The organism is Plantibacter sp. lyk4-40-MEA-4 (assembly GCF_030209415.1).
Lineage (GTDB): Bacteria > Actinomycetota > Actinomycetes > Actinomycetales > Microbacteriaceae > Plantibacter > Plantibacter flavus_A.
In genome coordinates, this window is the sequence record NZ_JARVSA010000002.1 from 277,363 (window position 1) to 292,984 (window position 15,622).

The window sequence follows — 15,622 nt, forward strand, 5'->3', positions numbered from 1 at the left end:
TCGGGGTGTCGCGTCGGCCACCAGGCTCAGCGTGCCGCGAGGTAGTCGAGCGCGCGTCGCGTCTGCGTCGTGACCTGCTCCGTCTGGAGCGCGTTCAGCGGACCGCGCGGCGGACGCGTCGGACCACCGTAGCTCTCGCCGGCGATGTCGATCGACAGCTTGATGGCCTGGACGAACTCCGTCTTCGAGTCCCACCCGAAGACGGGCACGAGCTCGCGGTAGAGGGTGCGGGCCTCGTCGACGCGACCGGAGGTGACGAGCGTGTACAGCTCGACGGCCTCGCGCGGGAAGGCGTTCGGGTAGCCGGCGAACCAGCCGACCGCACCGGCGACGAGGGACTCGAAGAGGAGGTCGTCCGCTCCCGCGATGACGTCGAGGTCGGTCTTGTCCTGGATCTCGAGCACCCGACGGATGTCGGCCGAGAACTCCTTCACGGCGACGACGTGCTCGAGCTTGGCGAGTTCGACGAGCAGGTCGGGCGTGAGGTCGACCTTGGTGTCGATGGGGTTGTTGTAGGCCATGATCGGCAGGCCGACCTCGTCCACGCGGCTGTAGTGCTCGATGACCTCGTCGTCGTTCGCCCGGTAGATGGTGGGCGGCAGGAGCAGGACGCCGTCCGCGCCGTCCTCCTTCGCGTACTCGGCCCACTGCTGGGCCTGGTGCCAGCCGACGCCGTGCACACCGGCGACGACGAGGCCGCGGTCGCCGACGGTGTCGACCGCGACCTGGATGACCTTGCGACGCTCGGCGTCCGTGAGTGACGAGTACTCACCGAGCGAGCCGTTCGGGCCGACGCCGCGGCAACCGTTCTCGATGAGCCAGTTGCAGTGCTCGGCGAAGCGGTCGTAGTCGACGGCGAGGCCTGCGGGCGCCGAGGCGTCCTCCTTGAACGCGAGGGTGGTCGCGACGATGACGCCGCCGAGGTCGAACTGCTTGGCCATGGGTGGTTCCTTTCCGAGGGAGTGGTGCGGAGACCGGTCGGTCATCCTGGGTGTTCGGACGTCGGGGTCGACGGCGGTTCGTGAGGAGGGTGTCCCGGTGCCTGCGCGGCGAGTTCGCCGATGCGCAGCGGGGAGGCGATGGGCCGGCGGTCGCTCGAGACGCCGTCGATGAGGCCGCTGCCGCCGGATTCGGCTCCGACGCGGTGGAGGAGTTCCTCGACGGTGCGACCGCACATGCGCCCCTGGCAGATCCCGAGCCCGGCGCGCGTGCTGAGTTTGAGGGAGCGCAGGCCGGTCGCGCAGGTGGCGGTCGCCGTCGTGCGCAACGAGCCGTAGTCGACCTCCTCGCAGCGGCAGATGGTGGTGTGGTCGTCGAGCCAGTCGCTCCAGCCGGCGCGGATGCCGTGCGCGCGTTCGAGCCGGTCGGCGAAGGCGAGGAACGTGTCGCGTCGGCTCACGGCGGCACGGATCCCGGAGGCGCCGGGGAGTCCGCCGGCGGCAGCGTGCCCTGCGATTGCGCCCTCGGCGAGCGCGGCGTCGACGCCCCCGATGCCGGTGATCTCCCCCGCCGCGAAGACGGCCGGGACGCTCGTGCGCTGCTCGTCGTCGACCTGGACGAACCGGGCTTCGGTGAGCGCGCAGCCGACCGCGACGGGCAGCTCGAGCCGTGGGGTGAACCCGTGGCTGACGCAGACGGCGTCCGCGTCAACCGTGCGCTCGGTCCCGGGGATCGGCGACCAGTCGGCGTCGACGGCGGCGATGGTCACGCGCTCGACCCGGTCCGTGCCGTGCGCAGCGACCACCGCGTGGCCGACGCGGTACGGGATCCGGTGACGGAGGTGGCCGCCGACGTAGCCGAGCAGCTCACCGGCCTTCCCGGTCACGCCGAGCAGCTGCCAGGGCTTGGGGAGCCAGCCTCTGGCGAGTCCGCCGACGGTCGTGGCCTCGTAGACGCCGAGGACGCGTGATCCGGTCGCGGTCAAGGACGCGGCCACCGGCAGCAGGAACGGTCCGGCACCGGCCACGACCACCCGCTGACCGACGGTGACCCGCTCGCCCTTCGCGAGGGCCTGGGCGGCACCGGCCGAGAACACGCCGGGGAGGTCCCAGCCGGGGAACGGCAGCGTGCGGTCGTGCGCGCCGGTCGCGAGGACGAGCGCGTCCGGCCGGAGGGTGAGCGCCGTGCGGTCGGTGCCGTCCGGCGGTCCGACCAGGACGTGCAGACGCAGGCTGGTCGCCCCGGAGACGTCGTCGGAGCCGTGGTCGGCGGCGGCGCGGTCGACGTCGATCGCCCACACCTGCGCCTCGGTGATCACCGTGCAGCCGTCGTCGGCGTCGAGCGCCGCGCGCATGGCGATGAAGCGCTCGAACCCGTGATGCAGCGAGGCCTCGGCCGCGGACGGCCGGCTGGCCGGCAGGTGCCGCCAGTACTGACCGCCGAGTTCGTCCGAGGCGTCGAGCAGGGTGACGGACGCACCGAGGGCCCGGGCGGCGAGCGCGGCCTGGAGGCCGGCGGGACCTGCACCGACGACGACGACCTCCCGCTGCCGGGCGCTCATGTCCGGTCCCCGAACGGGTCGTTCTCCGTCGTGGGTTCCGGGAGGGCGTCGTGCTGCGTCTCGATGCGGTCGCCGTCCGCGGCGCGACGCTGGCAGGCACGGACGTCCCGCTGGCCGTTCACCGTGACGATGCAGTCGAAGCAGACCCCGATGCCGCAGAAGACGCCGCGCGGCTTCCCGGCCCCGCTGGTGCGGCGCCAGGCGAGGACGCCGGAACCCAACAGGACACCGGCGATCGTCTGGCCGCGGAGTCCGTCGACGGGCGTCCCGTCGAGGTCGATGCGCAGCGCGTCCTCCGTGCCGGGCAGGATCCGATCGCTCGTCGCGGGCAGTCGTCTCGAGACCATCAGGCCACCTCCGCCGGCCGGTCGACGCGCAGGTGCGGGGCGAGCCCCGGGCGGTCGAGTTGGAACGGGGCGTCGTCGAGGTCGGTCGATCCGCCGAGCAGGCGGGCGGCGATGAGCTCGGCCGTCGCGAGGGCCAGTCCGATGCCGGCGCCCTCGTGGCCCGTCGCGTGCCACAGGCCGTCCAGGCGGTGGTCGGGGCCGATGACCGGGAGATGGTCGGGCATGTACGGCCGGAAGCCACCGTAACTGCGCATGACCGAGGCGTCGCGGAGGAACGGGAAGAGGCGCAGCGACTTCGCCGCGACCTCGCGGAGCACGTCGACGTCGAGGCGCGCGTCGAACCCGATCTGCTGCCGGCTCGATCCGATGAGGACGGTGCCGGCAGCCGTCGACTCGACGACGCTCGAGGTCTGGAGCGAGGCGTCGCTCGACTGTGTGGCCCCGAAGTAGTCGCCGTCGTAGACCTTGTGGTGCACGCGGTGCGGCATGCGGGTGGTGACGAGCACCATGCCGCGACGGGGACGGACCGGGACGGGTGCCCCGAGCACCTCGCCGAGCTCGGCCGACCACGGTCCGGCGCAGACGAGGACCGCATCGCCCGAGACGTCGCCCACGGAGGTCCGGACACCCGTGAGGCGACCGGTCGCGCTCCGGACGCCGCCCGTCACGGTGACGCCGGTGCGCACGATCGCGCCCGCCCGCCGGGCCGAGGCGAGCAGGGCCTCCGTGGCGATGACGGGCTGGACCTGTGCGTCCTCGGGATAGTGCACGGCCGCCGTGGAGGAGCGGGTGATCGACGGCTCCGCCGCGAGCAGCTCGTCCTCGGTGAGGGGCCGGGCGTCGACACCGGCCGCGCGCTGGGCGGCGGCGAAGTCGAGCAGCGGCTGCGCGCCGGCCTCGGTGGTGGCGACCACGATGCCGCCCTTGCGCTCGAACTCGATGCTCGGGAAGGTCGGTCCGAGTTCGGCACTGAGTTCGGCGGTGACGACGGGCCAGAGGCGTGAAGCGTACCGGGCGAGGTCGAGTTCGGGGCCGGGCCCCTTGTCGGAGACGAGGAGGTTCCCCTCCCCCGAGCCGCTCGTACCGCCGGCGGCCGCCGAACGGTCCAATACGACGACCTCGGCGCCGCGGCGGGCGAGGATCCGCGCGCAGGCCGCACCGACGATGCCGGCGCCGACGATGACGATGCGGGTCATGGGCGGTCCTTTCGGTCGGTGCGGGGAAGGGCTTTCAGTAATGTGTCACACATTCACTGAACAGGCAAGCGTGCGCGATCGCGGATCCTGGTCGAGGTCCGCGCACGCACGCCAGGGGCTACTCGGCGTCGGATTCCGGCTTGCCGGCCCACCAGCCGGTGGTGTGCCCGATGTGTCGGTGCATGAGCTCGCGAGCGGCGGCCCCGTCACCCCGCTCGAGGGCGTCGAGGAGCTCGTGGTGCTCCACGGCGGAGCGGTCGAGCTGCTGCGAATCGAGCATGGCGGCCAACCCCACGAGGCGGGTACGTCCGCGGAGGTCCGCGACGAGCTCGACGAGCAGCGGGTTGCCGAGTTTCGCGGTGAGCGCGAGGTGGAACGCCTGGTCGGCTTCGAGGTATCGGGTCAGGTCGCCGTCGCGGGCACCGGCCACGATGTCGTCAGCCTGCTGCCGGAGCTCGGGCAGCGACCCGTGGTCGAAGACCTCCGCCAGGTCCGCCATCGCGGGCGGCTCGAGGAGCTGGCGGATCTGCGCCGTGTTGCGGAGCGAGGCCTCGCTGACGACCGTGACACGGAACCCCTTGTTTCGGACCGCCTCCACGAAGTCGCGCTTCTCGAGATCGAGCATCGCTTCACGGACGGGCGTCGCCGAGACGTTGAACTGCACCGCCAGCGTCGGTACCGAGATCATCGTCCCCGGCGCGAGCTCGCCCGAGATGATCGCCGCGGACACCGCCCGCTCCACCTGCGCCCGCAGGCTCAGCCGTTCCTCGGCCGGTCGGATCGCCGACATGCTCATCGCGACTCCCATCCTTCGTCTCCCACCACGGTCCGCTCAGGTTACTGGGCGCGCATCCACGCTTCGATGCCCGACGCGTCGATGGGCAGCGCGTCCGACAACACCTCGGCGCCGTCGGCCGTCACGAGGAGGTCGTCCTCGAGCCGGACGCCGATGCCGCGCAGTTCCGGTGGAACCGTCTCGTCGAAGGCGTGGAAGTACAGCCCCGGCTCGACCGTGAGGACCATGCCTTGGGCCATCAAGCCACCCTGGTAGGCCTCGTAGGAGGACTTCGCGCAGTCGTGCACGTCGAGGCCGAGGTGGTGACCGATGCCGCACACGAGGTACCGCCGGTGCTGTTGCCCGACCGGGCTCAGAGCCTCGTCGACGGACACCGGCAGGAGATCCCAGTCGTGGAGTCCCTGCGCGATGACCTCCATGGCCGCGTGGTGGAAGTCGGTGAAGTCGCGGCCCGGGCGGACGGCGGCCATCCCGGCGCGGTGGGACGCCTCGACGAGGTCGTGGACGCGACGCTGCTCCGGACTGAAGGTGCCCGAGACGGGGAAGGTGCGGGTGACGTCCGCCGTGTAGAAGGCACGCGTCTCCACGCCCATGTCGAGCAGGATCGCGTCCTCGGGGCGGACCGGGCCGTCGCAGCGCACCCAGTGGAGCGTGGGTGCGTGCGCACCGCTGCCGACGATGGTCGAGTAGCCGGGGCCGTTCCCCGTGGTGCGGGCGTGTCGGTCGAAGGTCCCCTGGAGCCAACGTTCACCGCCGCCGGCGAGGGCCGTCGGCAGCTCCCGGATCACGGCGGAGAACCCGCCGACGGTCGCGTCGACCGCCCGCCGCAGCTCCGCGATCTCCCAGTCGTCCTTGATCATGCGCAGTTCCGAGAGCACGCGGCCGAGTTCCGGCGCGACCGTCAGCGGCTCGAGCGCACGATGCCGCGAGGTCAGGGTCCCCGCGAGGAGTGGTCGTTCGACGCCCCGGAGCGCGTCGGGCAGCGCGGCGAGCACCTCGACCCGGAGGTCGAGGACCGCGGACCAGTCGGCCGGCCCCGGCGCCGAACCGACCCAGAGCTCGCCGTGGTTGGCGTCGGCGAAGAACCCGGTCTCGCCCGGGTGCGCCGGTGCCGGGATGTACAACGTCGCGTCGTGGCCGGTGCCACTCGGACGCAGCACGATGACCGCGTCCTCGGCGGAGCAGCCGGTGAGCCAGAAGAAGTCGCTGTCTGGGCGGAAGTCGTAGTTCGAGTCGTTGGCCCGGACGGGCGCGCGACCGGCGGCGACGACGAGCGTCCGCCCGACGAACGCCTCGCTCAACCGACGACGGTGCTCGGCTGCGGCTGCGGCGATCCCGGGCTCGACCGGCGGCGTGCGGTCGGGGGTGCCCCAGCCGGTGCTGAGGAACTCGCGGAACGCCGGCACCTCGGCCAGACGGGGCAGCTTCGGGTCCGGGTTCGCCGGGCGCGGCATGGACGTGGCGGGTGCCTCCGTGGTCGCCGGCGCGAGGCCCGCCGTCTGCTCGGGTGCCTGCTGCTGTGTGTCGGTCATGCCTGATCCTCATCCGCGCGACGGCCGCCGCGCTCGTCCACCATCGAGAACAGGCGGCGCACCACGGCGGCGTCCTGGATCCCGTCGTGCTCGTACTCGTTCGTGACCCAGGCGGTCGCCCCGCCGACCGCGTCGACCGTCTCCAACTGCAGCTGCGCGTCCACGTACATGTCGTCGTGGTACACGGCCGCGGCGAGCGGCACCGTGCTCGCCTCCAGGACAGCGGGGTCGTACAGCGGGTCCCAGTCGGTCTTGGCCGCCAGTCGCTCCACCGCGCCCTGGAAGGGTCGGAGCGAGCGGATCTCCTCGAACATCCAGGGGTAGACCATCTCGCCCGTGAACAGCAGCGGCCTGGCCGTCTCGGCGAACGCCGGCCGTGCATCGCGTTCGGCCTGCGCCGCCCACGCGGTCGCCCCCGAGCCGGTGGCACCGTAGATGCTCTCCTGCAGGGCGATGAAGAGGGGGTTGTCGACGTAGGACGTCCTCCCCCAGACCTGCGCCAAGAAGGTGTCGCTCAAGCGGTCGCCGCTGTCGAACGCCTCGTCGAGCAGCCAGTGGAGACGCTCGTAACCGGGCTTCATCCCGAAGTCGATCCCGAGGTTCTGGAAGCGCCGCACGGTGAGTCGGTCGCCGTCCGGCAGGAGCACCTCGTCGGCGGCGAGTCGGTCGGCGATCCGCGCGACGGTGTCGACGTCCTGGGGGTACCGCTCGGCGAAGGCCCGGTTCTTGCGCTCCGTGCGCGGATAGGTGCGGCGGTAGACCTCAGCCGCCGACGGGTGGATGCCTGCCAGACCGCCCGTGACGTAACAGGCGGCCAGTCCCTCCGGCGCTCGCGAGAGGTAGGTGAGGGTGAGGAACCCGCCGTAGCTCTGACCGAGCGTCGACCAGCGACGGCCACCGAAGACGGTGCGGCGCAGGTACTCGGCGTCGTCGACGATCGAGTCGGCCCGGAAGCGTTCCAGGTACTCGGCCTGTGCGGCAGCGTCACCGACGGCCGCGATGGACCGGCCGTCGATCCTGGTGCTCCGGCCGGTGCCGCGCTGGTCGAGCAGCACGAGCCGGAAGGTGCGGAGGGCCTCGGCGACCCAGCCGTCTCTGGACACCGGACGCGGGCCTTTGCCGCCCGGTCCGCCCTGGAGGAACACGAGGATCGGGAGCTGCTCGTCGCGACGCAGAGGGTCGACGAGTTCCCGGGCGAACAGGCTGATCGTGCGGCCGTCGTCGGGGCGCCGCCAGTCGAGCGGGACGTCGACCGTGTGGTCGGTCACGTGGATCCCCGGCAGTAGGTAGGTGGTGGTGCGGTGGGTCATGCCTCTGTCCTTCCGGCGGTCGATCCGTGCGTCCGCTCCTGTTCGAGCATGGTGGCACGCGCGGCCTCCCAGCTCGGGTCGATCGTGGGCACGGCGGCGAGCAGGGTCTTCGTGTACTCCTCCTGCGGGTGGTCGAAGATCGCCTCGCGGTCACCCTGCTCGACCACCTTGCCCCGGTGCATGACGGCGACGTCGTGGGCGATCTGCCGCACGACGGCGAGGTCGTGCGCGATGAACAGGTAGCTCAGGCCGCGCTCGGCCTGCAGGTCCCGCAACAGGTCGATGATGCGTGCCTGCACCGACACGTCGAGCGCCGACACCGCCTCGTCGCAGATGACGAGCTTCGGGGAGACGGCGAGCGCCCGGGCGATCCCGATGCGCTGGGCCTGGCCGCCCGAGAACTGCCGCGGATAGCGCTGGAGGTGGTCGGGGTTCAGGCCGACGCGGTCGAGCAGGTCGCGCACGAGGGCGCGCTTGCCCTGCTTCGGGGTGATGCCCTGGTAGTCGAGCGGTGCCGACACGATGCGCTCGACGGTGTGCCGAGGGTTCAGGGACGAGAACGGGTCCTGGAAGACGACCTGCACCTTCGTCCGGAACGCGGCGAGCGCCGGGCCACGCGCGGTGGTGACGTCCTCGCCGTCGAAGGTGATCGTGCCGGCGGTCGGTTCGATGAGCTTCGCGATCATCCGCGCGGTCGTCGACTTGCCGCTGCCCGACTCCCCGACGATGCCGAGCGTCTCGCCGGCGCGGACGGCGAATCCGACCTCGTCGACGGCGCGGAACCGGGTGGTGCGTGCGCGGAACGCCCCGTCACCCCTGGTCGTGAAGTCCTTCGTGAGCCCGGTGGCTTGCAGGAGCACTGGTGCGTCGTTCATGCCCGTCCCTCTCCGGTCGTGGCGGGTGCCGTCGGCCGCTCGGAGAACGGGTCGTCGATCCGCGGCAGGGCGTCGAGCAGTGCGCGGGTGTACGGCGCCTGCGGCCGGGAGAAGATCTGCTCGGCGGTGCCCATCTCGACGGGGTCGCCGCCACGCATGACGAGCACGTCGTCGGCGACCTGACTGACCACGGCGAGATCGTGGGTGATGAAGATCATGCCGGTGCCGGTCTCCCGTTGCAGTTCGGAGAGGAGGTCGAGGATCTGCGCCTGGACGGTGACGTCGAGTGCTGTCGTCGGTTCGTCCGCGATGAGCAGGTCGGGTTCCAGGCAGAGCGCCATGGCGATCATGATGCGCTGCCGCATGCCGCCCGAGAACTGGTGCGGGTAGTGGTCGACGCGCCGGGAGGCGTCAGCGATGCGGACCCGTTCGAGGGCTTCGATCGTGACGGCCCTCGCGGCCTTCCGGGAACCGCCGCGATGGGCGCGGTACGCCTCCTCGATCTGCAGTCCGACGGTGTAGTACGGGTTGAGCGAGGAGAGCGGATCCTGGAAGACCATCGCGATCCGGTCGCCGCGCACGCGGCGCATCTCGCGGTCGCTGCGCCCGACGAGCTCGTGTCCGCTCAGTCGGACGCTGCCGGTCGTGCGCCCGCCGTTCGGGAGCAGTCCCATGATCGCGAGCGAGGTCATGGACTTGCCGGAGCCGGACTCGCCCACAATGCCGAGGGTCTGGCCGTGCTGGACCGCGAACGACGCCTTCCGCACCACGTCGACGTCACCGGAGGTGGTCGGGAAGGTGACCGTGAGGTCGTCGACCTCGAGCAGCGCCGCCCCGGGGACGGGCAGGGAGATGGTCCTGGTGACGGTGGGGCTCATGCGCTCTTCACTCTCACTCTCGGGTCGAGGAACGTGTACGCGACGTCGACCACGACGTTGCCGATGACCACGAAGAACGCGGCCAGGAGGGTGACGCCCATGATGACCGGCTGGTCGTTCTTCGCGATCGAGTCGGCGGCGAGCTTGCCGACGCCGTTCAGTCCGAACACCGTCTCGGTGATGAGGGCGCCACCGAGGAGGCCCGCGAAGTCCATGCCGAAGAGCGTGACGACGGGGGTGAGCGCCGGGCGCAGCGCGTGGCGGCGCAGGATGAGGGGCGCGGGCAGGCCCTTCGCCCGGGCGGTCCGCATGAAGTTCTCACCGAGGGTGTCGATGACGTTCGACCGGACGAGCCTCGCGTACATCGACGCGTAGCCGAGGGCGAGCACGATCCACGGCATGAGGTAGTTCTGGAACCAGCGCACCGGGTCCTCGGCGAACGGTACGGCCTGCGGGAACGGCAGGATCTGCAGTTGCACCACGAGGACGTACTGCAGGAGGAGCGCGAGGAAGTAGTTCGGCAGGCTGATGCCGGCGAGCGCGACCATCATCGCCCCACGGTCCCAGCCGGTCCCCTGCTTGACGGCGCTGAGCAGGCCACCGCTGACGCCGACGAGCAGCCAGAGGACCGCCGCACCGATCGCGACCGTCGCGGTCACGGGGAAGCGCGCGGTGATCATGTCCATGACGGACTCGTTCGTCTGGAAGCTGAAGCCGAGGCACGGCGCCGCGCAGGAGACCGCCGAGGCACCCTCCCCGTAGCTCCGGCCCATGACGATCCCCCGGATGAACTCGAGGTACTGCTGCCAGAACGGCTGGTCGAGCCCGAGCTGCGCCCGGATCTGGTCGATGCGGTCGGGGGTGCAGGTCTTGCCGCAGATCTGCACCGCCGGGTCGGGCGACAGCAGGAAGAAGATGGCGTAGGTGAAGAGGCTGATGAGCAGCAGGATGCCGATCGCCGACGCGATGCGGCGCAGGAGGTAGAGGGTCATGAGGCGGCGTCTCCCGAGTCGAGGGCCTTGCGCAGGCGGTCGCCGAGCACGGTGAAGGACAGCACCGTGAGGAACAGGAAGGTGCCGGGGATCAGGAAGTACATCGGGTCGACCGCGTACCAGCCGACCGCGGTCGCGATCATCTGGCCCCAGCTCGGCGTGGGCGGGGTGACGCCGACGCCGAGGAAGGAGAGGCCAGCCTCCGTGCCGATGTAACCGGGAACGGCGAGGGTGGCCAGGACGATGATGGTGCCGCGGAGGTTCGGCAGGATCTCGCGGAAGACGATGCGGATGCCCCCGGCGCCCGACGCACGCGCCGATTCGACGAACTCGCTCGTCCGCAGCGACATCGCCTGACCGCGCACCACCCGCGCGGTGTACGGCCAGCCGAAGAGGCTCAGCACCACGACGAGCAGGACCGGTCGGTTGCCGGCGGGCAGGGCCGACAGGAGCGCGATCATGAAGATGAGCGACGGGAACGCCATGAGGAAGTCCATGACGCGGGAGACGACCTGGTCGACCCACCCGCCGTAGAAGCCGGCGAGCATGCCGAGCACGACGCCGAGCACGGTGGTGACGATGGTCGCCGAGACGGCGATCGACAGCGACACCTGCGCACCGAAGGCGATGCGCGCGAAGATGTCGCGCCCGTTCCCGGGTTCGACCCCGAACCAGTGCTCGGCGGAGATCCCGCCGAGGTTGCCGATCGGCACGCCGCCGAGGTCGGAGTCCACCGCCGACTTGTCGAAGGTGTACGGACCCCAGCCGCTGATCGCGGTGATCAGTGGGGCGAGGATCGCGAGCAGCACGACGAGCACGATGAACGCGACGCTGAGCAGCACCGGTGGGCTGGAACGGAGGGTGGCGATCACCCGCCGCGCGGGGGTGGGCGCACCGACCGGCGCACCCACCTCCTCGGCGACGGTGGTCAGCTCACTGGGAACGGACGACGACATCTGCGGCTACCGGCTTTCCGACTACTTGCCGGCCGAGGACAGGCCGACGGACACGTAGTCGATGCCACCGGAGTACCCGGCGTGCGAGTACGCACCCGCGACGTTGGCTCCGACGACCATGACCGTCTTCTCGAACAGCAGCGGCACCGTCGGTACGAGCTTCTGGATCTGCTCGTCGAGCGCGCCCCAGGCGGCGTTGGCCTCGTCGGTGTCGGTCATCGCGCGGATCTCGGCGATGCGCTCGTTGACGGCGGGGTCGTTCAGCTGCGCGATGTTCGAGTTGCCCTTCGGGAAGATCTGCGAACCGTCGAAGAGCGGCGGCAGGAAGGTCGAGCCTGAGGCCCAGTCCGGGCACCAGCCGGTGATGGCGGCGTCGTTCTGCTGTGACGTCGTGCCGATGACCTCGTAGTAGGTCGAGGTGTCGATGAGGTTGAAGTTCACCGTGATGCCGGCCTTCGCGAGCGCCTGCTGCACCGCCTCGGCCTGCGCCTGCATCTTGGGCTGGCTGCGGATGTCGAGCGTGAAGGAGAAGCCGTCGGGCAGGCCCGCCTCCGCGAGGAGTTCCTTGGCCTTCTCCGGGTCGCCGGCGTTGTCCTTGCTCGGGTAGAGGTCGAACTCGGTGTGACCGGCGACGGTGGGCGGCAGCATGGTGGTCGCGATGTCCGCGAGCTGCGACCCGCCCGAGGCGTCCTTCACCGACTCGCGGTCGATGGCGTACGCGATGGCCTGGCGGACCAGCGGGTTGTCCATGTTCGGCTTGGTCGTGTTCAGACCCATGTACGTGGTGCAGCCCTGGAGACCGGCGATGGTGCGTGCCTTGAGGGCCGGCGTCTGGATCCGGGAGATGGAGGCCGCCTGGACGGACCCGGCGATCGCGTTCGCGTCGTCACCCTGGCCGGCGATCATGCGCTCGTCGATGGTCGAGGCGTCGAGACCGAAGGTGAAGTCGAAGCCGTCCGGGTAGGCCTTGCGGACGTCGTCCGTCTTCGGGTCCCACGAGTCGTTGCGGACGAGCTTCAGCTGCGAACCGCGCTCGTAGCTGTCGACCTTGTAGGGGCCGGAGGCGATCGGCATCTTGTCGAGGCTCGTCGTCGTCACCCGCTCGGTGTCGGCGGGGAAGGGTGTGAAGCTGTTCTGCCCGACGACGCTCGCGAAGTCGGCGAACGGCTCCTTGAGCGTGAAGACGATGGTCTGGTCGTCCGGCGTCTGGATGGACGGCAGGTCACCCGTGATGTACGGGCCCTCATACGAGTCCGCGCCGGCGATCGTGAGGCGGGCGTAGGGCGATCCGACGGCGATGGCCGGGTCGAAGGAGCGCTCGACGCCGAACTTCACGTCCTTGCTCGTGATCGGCGTGCCGTCCTCGAACTTCAGGTCGTCCTTGAGCGTGAACGTCCACTGGAGGCCGTCGTCGCTCACCGTGCCGAGGTCGGTCGCGAGGTCGGGGACCATCTCGGTGCCCTTGGCGCCCTCGCCCGTGGACTGCGTCGTCAACGTGCGGTAGATCAGACGGTAGAAGTTGTTCACGCCGCCGTCGAAGCCCTGGACCGGGTCGAGGTGCGAGAAGTCCGCGTTCAAGAGGACGTCGACGGTGCCGCCCTTCACCGGGGTGCTGGATGGTCCGTCACCTCCCGAGCCCGAACCCGCAGAGGTACACCCCGCGAGGAGGAGGACGGCCGCCGCCGCGAGGGCGGGGATGGAGAATCGTTGCTTCATGACGCTCTGCTTTCGTGTCGATCGGGCGGGTCGCCCGCGGGTGGAGAGGGTGGAGCGGGGTCGGGGACGGGAGGAGGTCAGCGGGCGCGGAACCAGACGCGCATGGCGCCCGGTTCGCGGTTGCCCCAGAGGGCGTAGGGGATGAGGGTCGCGGTGGTCTGCGTCGCCGCGGCTGTCGTCGCGACATCGACGAGCGGTGCCGCGGCGGGCTCGGCGTCGGGCGCACCGGAGAGGACCGGGTAGAGCACGGCCGGAGCGGGAGCGTCGACGGCCGCCGGGACGAGGAGTGCGACGGCGTCGATCCCCTCCCGGGCCAGGATCCGACGGTGCTCGACGACCGCGAGATCCGCGTCGGCTCCGGAGAACCGCAGGAGGTCGAGGTCCGCCGTCGTGTCCTGCTGCTCGGCGCAGGAGACGATCGGTCCGCGGGCGAAGGCGATCGAGCCGCGGAGGGCGTCGACGGAGGGGTGCGCGCCGTGCGCCCGGACGGGCATCGGGAGGTCGAGTTCCAGGGTGTCGCCCGCACGCCACCAGCGCCGGACCCGGATCCATCCGTCGACGGGTTCGAGCGGCGCGGCCGATCCACCCACGCGGATGGAACCACCGACGACCCACCCGGGGATGCGGATCGCGAGCTCGACCTCGTCGTCGGCGGCGGTGTCCACCGTCACGGTGACCGCTCCGTCCCACGGGTACGCGGTGTCGACGGTGACGGAGAGCCGCTCGGTCGTGATCGACGCCGCGGTGAGGTGCGCGACTTCGACACCGGCGGGAGTCGACGTCGCGAGGTGGTCCTGCAGCTCCGCGGTCCAGCGCACGATGTTCGGCGGGCAGCACGGGCACCCGAACCAGCTCCGCCTGAGGAGTTCGCCGTCCGCTTCCGCCCCCGACCGCTGCAGGTGGTCGGGGCGACGCTGCAGCGGGTTGTCGTAGAAGAAGGCCGTGCCGTCCGCGGAGAGGCCGGCGGCGTAGGCGTTGTAGAGGACGGTCTCGACGGTGTCGAGGACGGCCGCCGACCCGGTCGCGAGGTACAGGCGCCAGCCCCACTGCATCACGGCGATCGCGGCGCACGTCTCGCTGTAGGAGCGGTCGGACGGCAGCTCGTAGCGGTCGCCGATCGCCTCGTCGGAGTGTCGGCTCCCGAGGCCGCCCGTGAGGTAGAGCTTCGTCTCCATCATGTCGTCCCAGAGCCGCTGCAGCGACGCGAGCAGTTCCTGGTCGCCGCGTTCGAGGGCGACGTCGGTCGCCCCGGCGGCCAGGTACGCCATGCGGACGGCGTGTCCGGTCACGGAGTCGAGGTCGCGCAGTGGGGCCGAGTCCTGGAAGTACTCGGCTGGGAAGACCCGGAGCTCGACCGTGCCGTGGCCGCGGCGGTCGACGAACGCGGTCGCGAGCTCGAGGTAGGACCGCACGCCGGTCTCACGGAAGAGCTCCACCAGGGCCATCTCGACCTCGGGGTGCCCGCACACCTGCGGGTCGCCGTCCGGTCCGAACCGATCGACGGCGAGGTCGGCGAAGGCCCGGGCGACGTTCAGCAGACGGTCGTCGCCGAGACGGCGCTTCGCGGCGATCGCCGCCTGGATGAGGTGCCCGAGGTTGTACAACTCGTGGCCCCAGGCGAGGTCCTCCCAGGGTTCCTTCTCGATCTCCGGAGCCTGGAAATAGGAGTTGAGGTACCCGTCCTCCCGCTGCGCGGCTTCGATGACGCCGACGGCCTCCTCGTAGAAGTCGCGGACATCGCCGGGTGCCGCGCCGACGGCCTCGTCCTCGGCGAGCAGGTAGGCGAGGCCTTCCAGGGTCTTGAAGACGTCCGTGTCGAGGAACGGGTAGCGCCCGCGGAAGCGTGACGTGCCGTCGCCGGGGTCGGCGATCCGGGTGAGGTTGTCGAGGTTGCCGGCGAGGCGGAGCTGCTCGATCGAGTGCGGGACGGTGGCGCCCCGGTTCCGACGCTGCCACGCACCGAGTTCGCCGTCGCCCAGCGCGACCTGTCCGGCACCCAGCGGGATGCGGACTCCGGCGATCGGTGCGACGGCGGCGTAACGGCCTCCCGCGTGCACCGCGGTGCTCGCTGCTCGGGCGTCTTCGTCGAAGCTCATGGGCGACAGGCCTTTCTGTACCGTGTGACACAGTACACGGATCCGGGTTTGTGGTGGGTGACACATTACTCACCCGCTCCGGCGCACTGTCAAGCGCCGACGACCGATTCCAGGAGATGGAAACACAGCCGTAACGCGCCACTCCCAGCAGACTCCTCGCCGGATGCGCTACGCTGGAGGAACTTGCGTGCGATCGCGCCATCCGGTGCGGTACTCGCTTGCGTCGTAGAACGCTCCCTCTCTCCCCTGCACGGCACCCAGCGGTGCATGCCAGGGTCGATGACACTTCATACGGCGAACGGATGCGCGACCTGCGCCTTCGCCACCTCCCACCAGCGACGACGCCGACGGAAGCACGCCGTACCATCCATGTGAGTCATCACGTGCGTGGTCGTCCCGGCAGTGCCCGCTACCGCACACGAGTGCGC

13 protein-coding genes are annotated in these 15,622 nt (G+C 70.8%); all 13 read right to left on the reverse strand.

Annotation, left to right across the window (positions count from 1 at the left end; genetic code table 11):
• Positions 1 to 26: 26 nt before the first annotated feature.
• Positions 27 to 941, reverse strand: coding sequence for a dihydrodipicolinate synthase family protein (locus tag QRN44_RS03400; RefSeq protein ID WP_064294275.1), 915 nt, complete (start codon positions 939 to 941; stop codon positions 27 to 29).
• Between the two features lie 41 nt (positions 942 to 982).
• Complete coding sequence (locus QRN44_RS03405; RefSeq protein ID WP_285038264.1) at positions 983 to 2,500, reverse strand: FAD-dependent oxidoreductase; 1,518 nt, start codon at positions 2,498 to 2,500, stop codon at positions 983 to 985.
• Positions 2,497 to 2,847, reverse strand: coding sequence for a (2Fe-2S)-binding protein (locus QRN44_RS03410; RefSeq protein ID WP_071259596.1), 351 nt, complete (start codon positions 2,845 to 2,847; stop codon positions 2,497 to 2,499). The genes QRN44_RS03405 and QRN44_RS03410 overlap by 4 nt, the downstream gene beginning before the upstream one ends.
• Positions 2,847 to 4,043: an NAD(P)/FAD-dependent oxidoreductase gene (locus QRN44_RS03415; RefSeq protein ID WP_285038265.1), complete on the reverse strand. Its 1,197-nt coding sequence runs from the start codon at positions 4,041 to 4,043 to the stop codon at positions 2,847 to 2,849. Before QRN44_RS03415 ends, QRN44_RS03410 begins: the two co-directional genes overlap by 1 nt.
• A 118-nt stretch (positions 4,044 to 4,161) precedes the next feature.
• The gene (locus QRN44_RS03420; RefSeq protein WP_071259600.1) at positions 4,162 to 4,839 is read right to left on the reverse strand and encodes a GntR family transcriptional regulator; all 678 of its coding nucleotides are present in this window, start codon (positions 4,837 to 4,839) and stop codon (positions 4,162 to 4,164) included.
• Between the two features lie 41 nt (positions 4,840 to 4,880).
• On the reverse strand, positions 4,881 to 6,371 hold the full coding sequence (locus QRN44_RS03425) for an aminopeptidase P family protein (RefSeq protein WP_350310086.1): 1,491 nt from the start codon (positions 6,369 to 6,371) through the stop codon (positions 4,881 to 4,883).
• Positions 6,368 to 7,681: an alpha/beta fold hydrolase gene (locus QRN44_RS03430; RefSeq protein ID WP_285038266.1), complete on the reverse strand. Its 1,314-nt coding sequence runs from the start codon at positions 7,679 to 7,681 to the stop codon at positions 6,368 to 6,370. Before QRN44_RS03430 ends, QRN44_RS03425 begins: the two co-directional genes overlap by 4 nt.
• Positions 7,678 to 8,556 (reverse strand): ABC transporter ATP-binding protein, encoded by an 879-nt coding sequence (locus QRN44_RS03435; RefSeq protein ID WP_121289587.1) that lies wholly within the window; start codon positions 8,554 to 8,556, stop codon positions 7,678 to 7,680. The genes QRN44_RS03430 and QRN44_RS03435 overlap by 4 nt, the downstream gene beginning before the upstream one ends.
• Positions 8,553 to 9,434 carry an ABC transporter ATP-binding protein gene (locus tag QRN44_RS03440; protein WP_121289585.1) on the reverse strand — a complete coding sequence of 294 codons (882 nt, stop codon included), beginning with the start codon at positions 9,432 to 9,434 and terminating at the stop codon, positions 8,553 to 8,555. Before QRN44_RS03440 ends, QRN44_RS03435 begins: the two co-directional genes overlap by 4 nt.
• Positions 9,431 to 10,426, reverse strand: a complete 996-nt coding sequence (locus QRN44_RS03445) for an ABC transporter permease (RefSeq protein ID WP_064294283.1) — start codon at positions 10,424 to 10,426, stop codon at positions 9,431 to 9,433. Before QRN44_RS03445 ends, QRN44_RS03440 begins: the two co-directional genes overlap by 4 nt.
• Positions 10,423 to 11,358 carry an ABC transporter permease gene (locus tag QRN44_RS03450; RefSeq protein ID WP_064294392.1) on the reverse strand — a complete coding sequence of 312 codons (936 nt, stop codon included), beginning with the start codon at positions 11,356 to 11,358 and terminating at the stop codon, positions 10,423 to 10,425. The genes QRN44_RS03445 and QRN44_RS03450 overlap by 4 nt, the downstream gene beginning before the upstream one ends.
• 45 nt (positions 11,359 to 11,403) lie before the next feature.
• The gene (locus QRN44_RS03455) at positions 11,404 to 13,098 is read right to left on the reverse strand and encodes an ABC transporter substrate-binding protein (protein WP_175116298.1); all 1,695 of its coding nucleotides are present in this window, start codon (positions 13,096 to 13,098) and stop codon (positions 11,404 to 11,406) included.
• Positions 13,099 to 13,175: 77 nt separating this feature from the next.
• The gene (locus QRN44_RS03460; RefSeq protein ID WP_285038267.1) at positions 13,176 to 15,194 is read right to left on the reverse strand and encodes a glycoside hydrolase family 127 protein; all 2,019 of its coding nucleotides are present in this window, start codon (positions 15,192 to 15,194) and stop codon (positions 13,176 to 13,178) included.
• Between the last annotated feature and the right edge of the window lie 428 nt (positions 15,195 to 15,622).

What these genes read in the sequence shown, in the direction of transcription:
- QRN44_RS03400 (WP_064294275.1), bottom strand. Translation starts at nt 941, where the DNA reads ATGGCCAAGCAGTTCGACCTCGGCGGCGTCATCGTCGCGACCACCCTC.
- QRN44_RS03405 (WP_285038264.1), bottom strand. Translation starts at nt 2,500, where the DNA reads ATGAGCGCCCGGCAGCGGGAGGTCGTCGTCGTCGGTGCAGGTCCCGCC.
- QRN44_RS03410 (WP_071259596.1), bottom strand. Translation starts at nt 2,847, where the DNA reads ATGGTCTCGAGACGACTGCCCGCGACGAGCGATCGGATCCTGCCCGGC.
- QRN44_RS03415 (WP_285038265.1), bottom strand. Translation starts at nt 4,043, where the DNA reads ATGACCCGCATCGTCATCGTCGGCGCCGGCATCGTCGGTGCGGCCTGC.
- QRN44_RS03420 (WP_071259600.1), bottom strand. Translation starts at nt 4,839, where the DNA reads ATGAGCATGTCGGCGATCCGACCGGCCGAGGAACGGCTGAGCCTGCGG.
- QRN44_RS03425 (WP_350310086.1), bottom strand. Translation starts at nt 6,371, where the DNA reads ATGACCGACACACAGCAGCAGGCACCCGAGCAGACGGCGGGCCTCGCG.
- QRN44_RS03430 (WP_285038266.1), bottom strand. Translation starts at nt 7,681, where the DNA reads ATGACCCACCGCACCACCACCTACCTACTGCCGGGGATCCACGTGACC.
- QRN44_RS03435 (WP_121289587.1), bottom strand. Translation starts at nt 8,556, where the DNA reads ATGAACGACGCACCAGTGCTCCTGCAAGCCACCGGGCTCACGAAGGAC.
- QRN44_RS03440 (WP_121289585.1), bottom strand. Translation starts at nt 9,434, where the DNA reads ATGAGCCCCACCGTCACCAGGACCATCTCCCTGCCCGTCCCCGGGGCG.
- QRN44_RS03445 (WP_064294283.1), bottom strand. Translation starts at nt 10,426, where the DNA reads ATGACCCTCTACCTCCTGCGCCGCATCGCGTCGGCGATCGGCATCCTG.
- QRN44_RS03455 (WP_175116298.1), bottom strand. Translation starts at nt 13,098, where the DNA reads ATGAAGCAACGATTCTCCATCCCCGCCCTCGCGGCGGCGGCCGTCCTC.
- QRN44_RS03460 (WP_285038267.1), bottom strand. Translation starts at nt 15,194, where the DNA reads ATGAGCTTCGACGAAGACGCCCGAGCAGCGAGCACCGCGGTGCACGCG.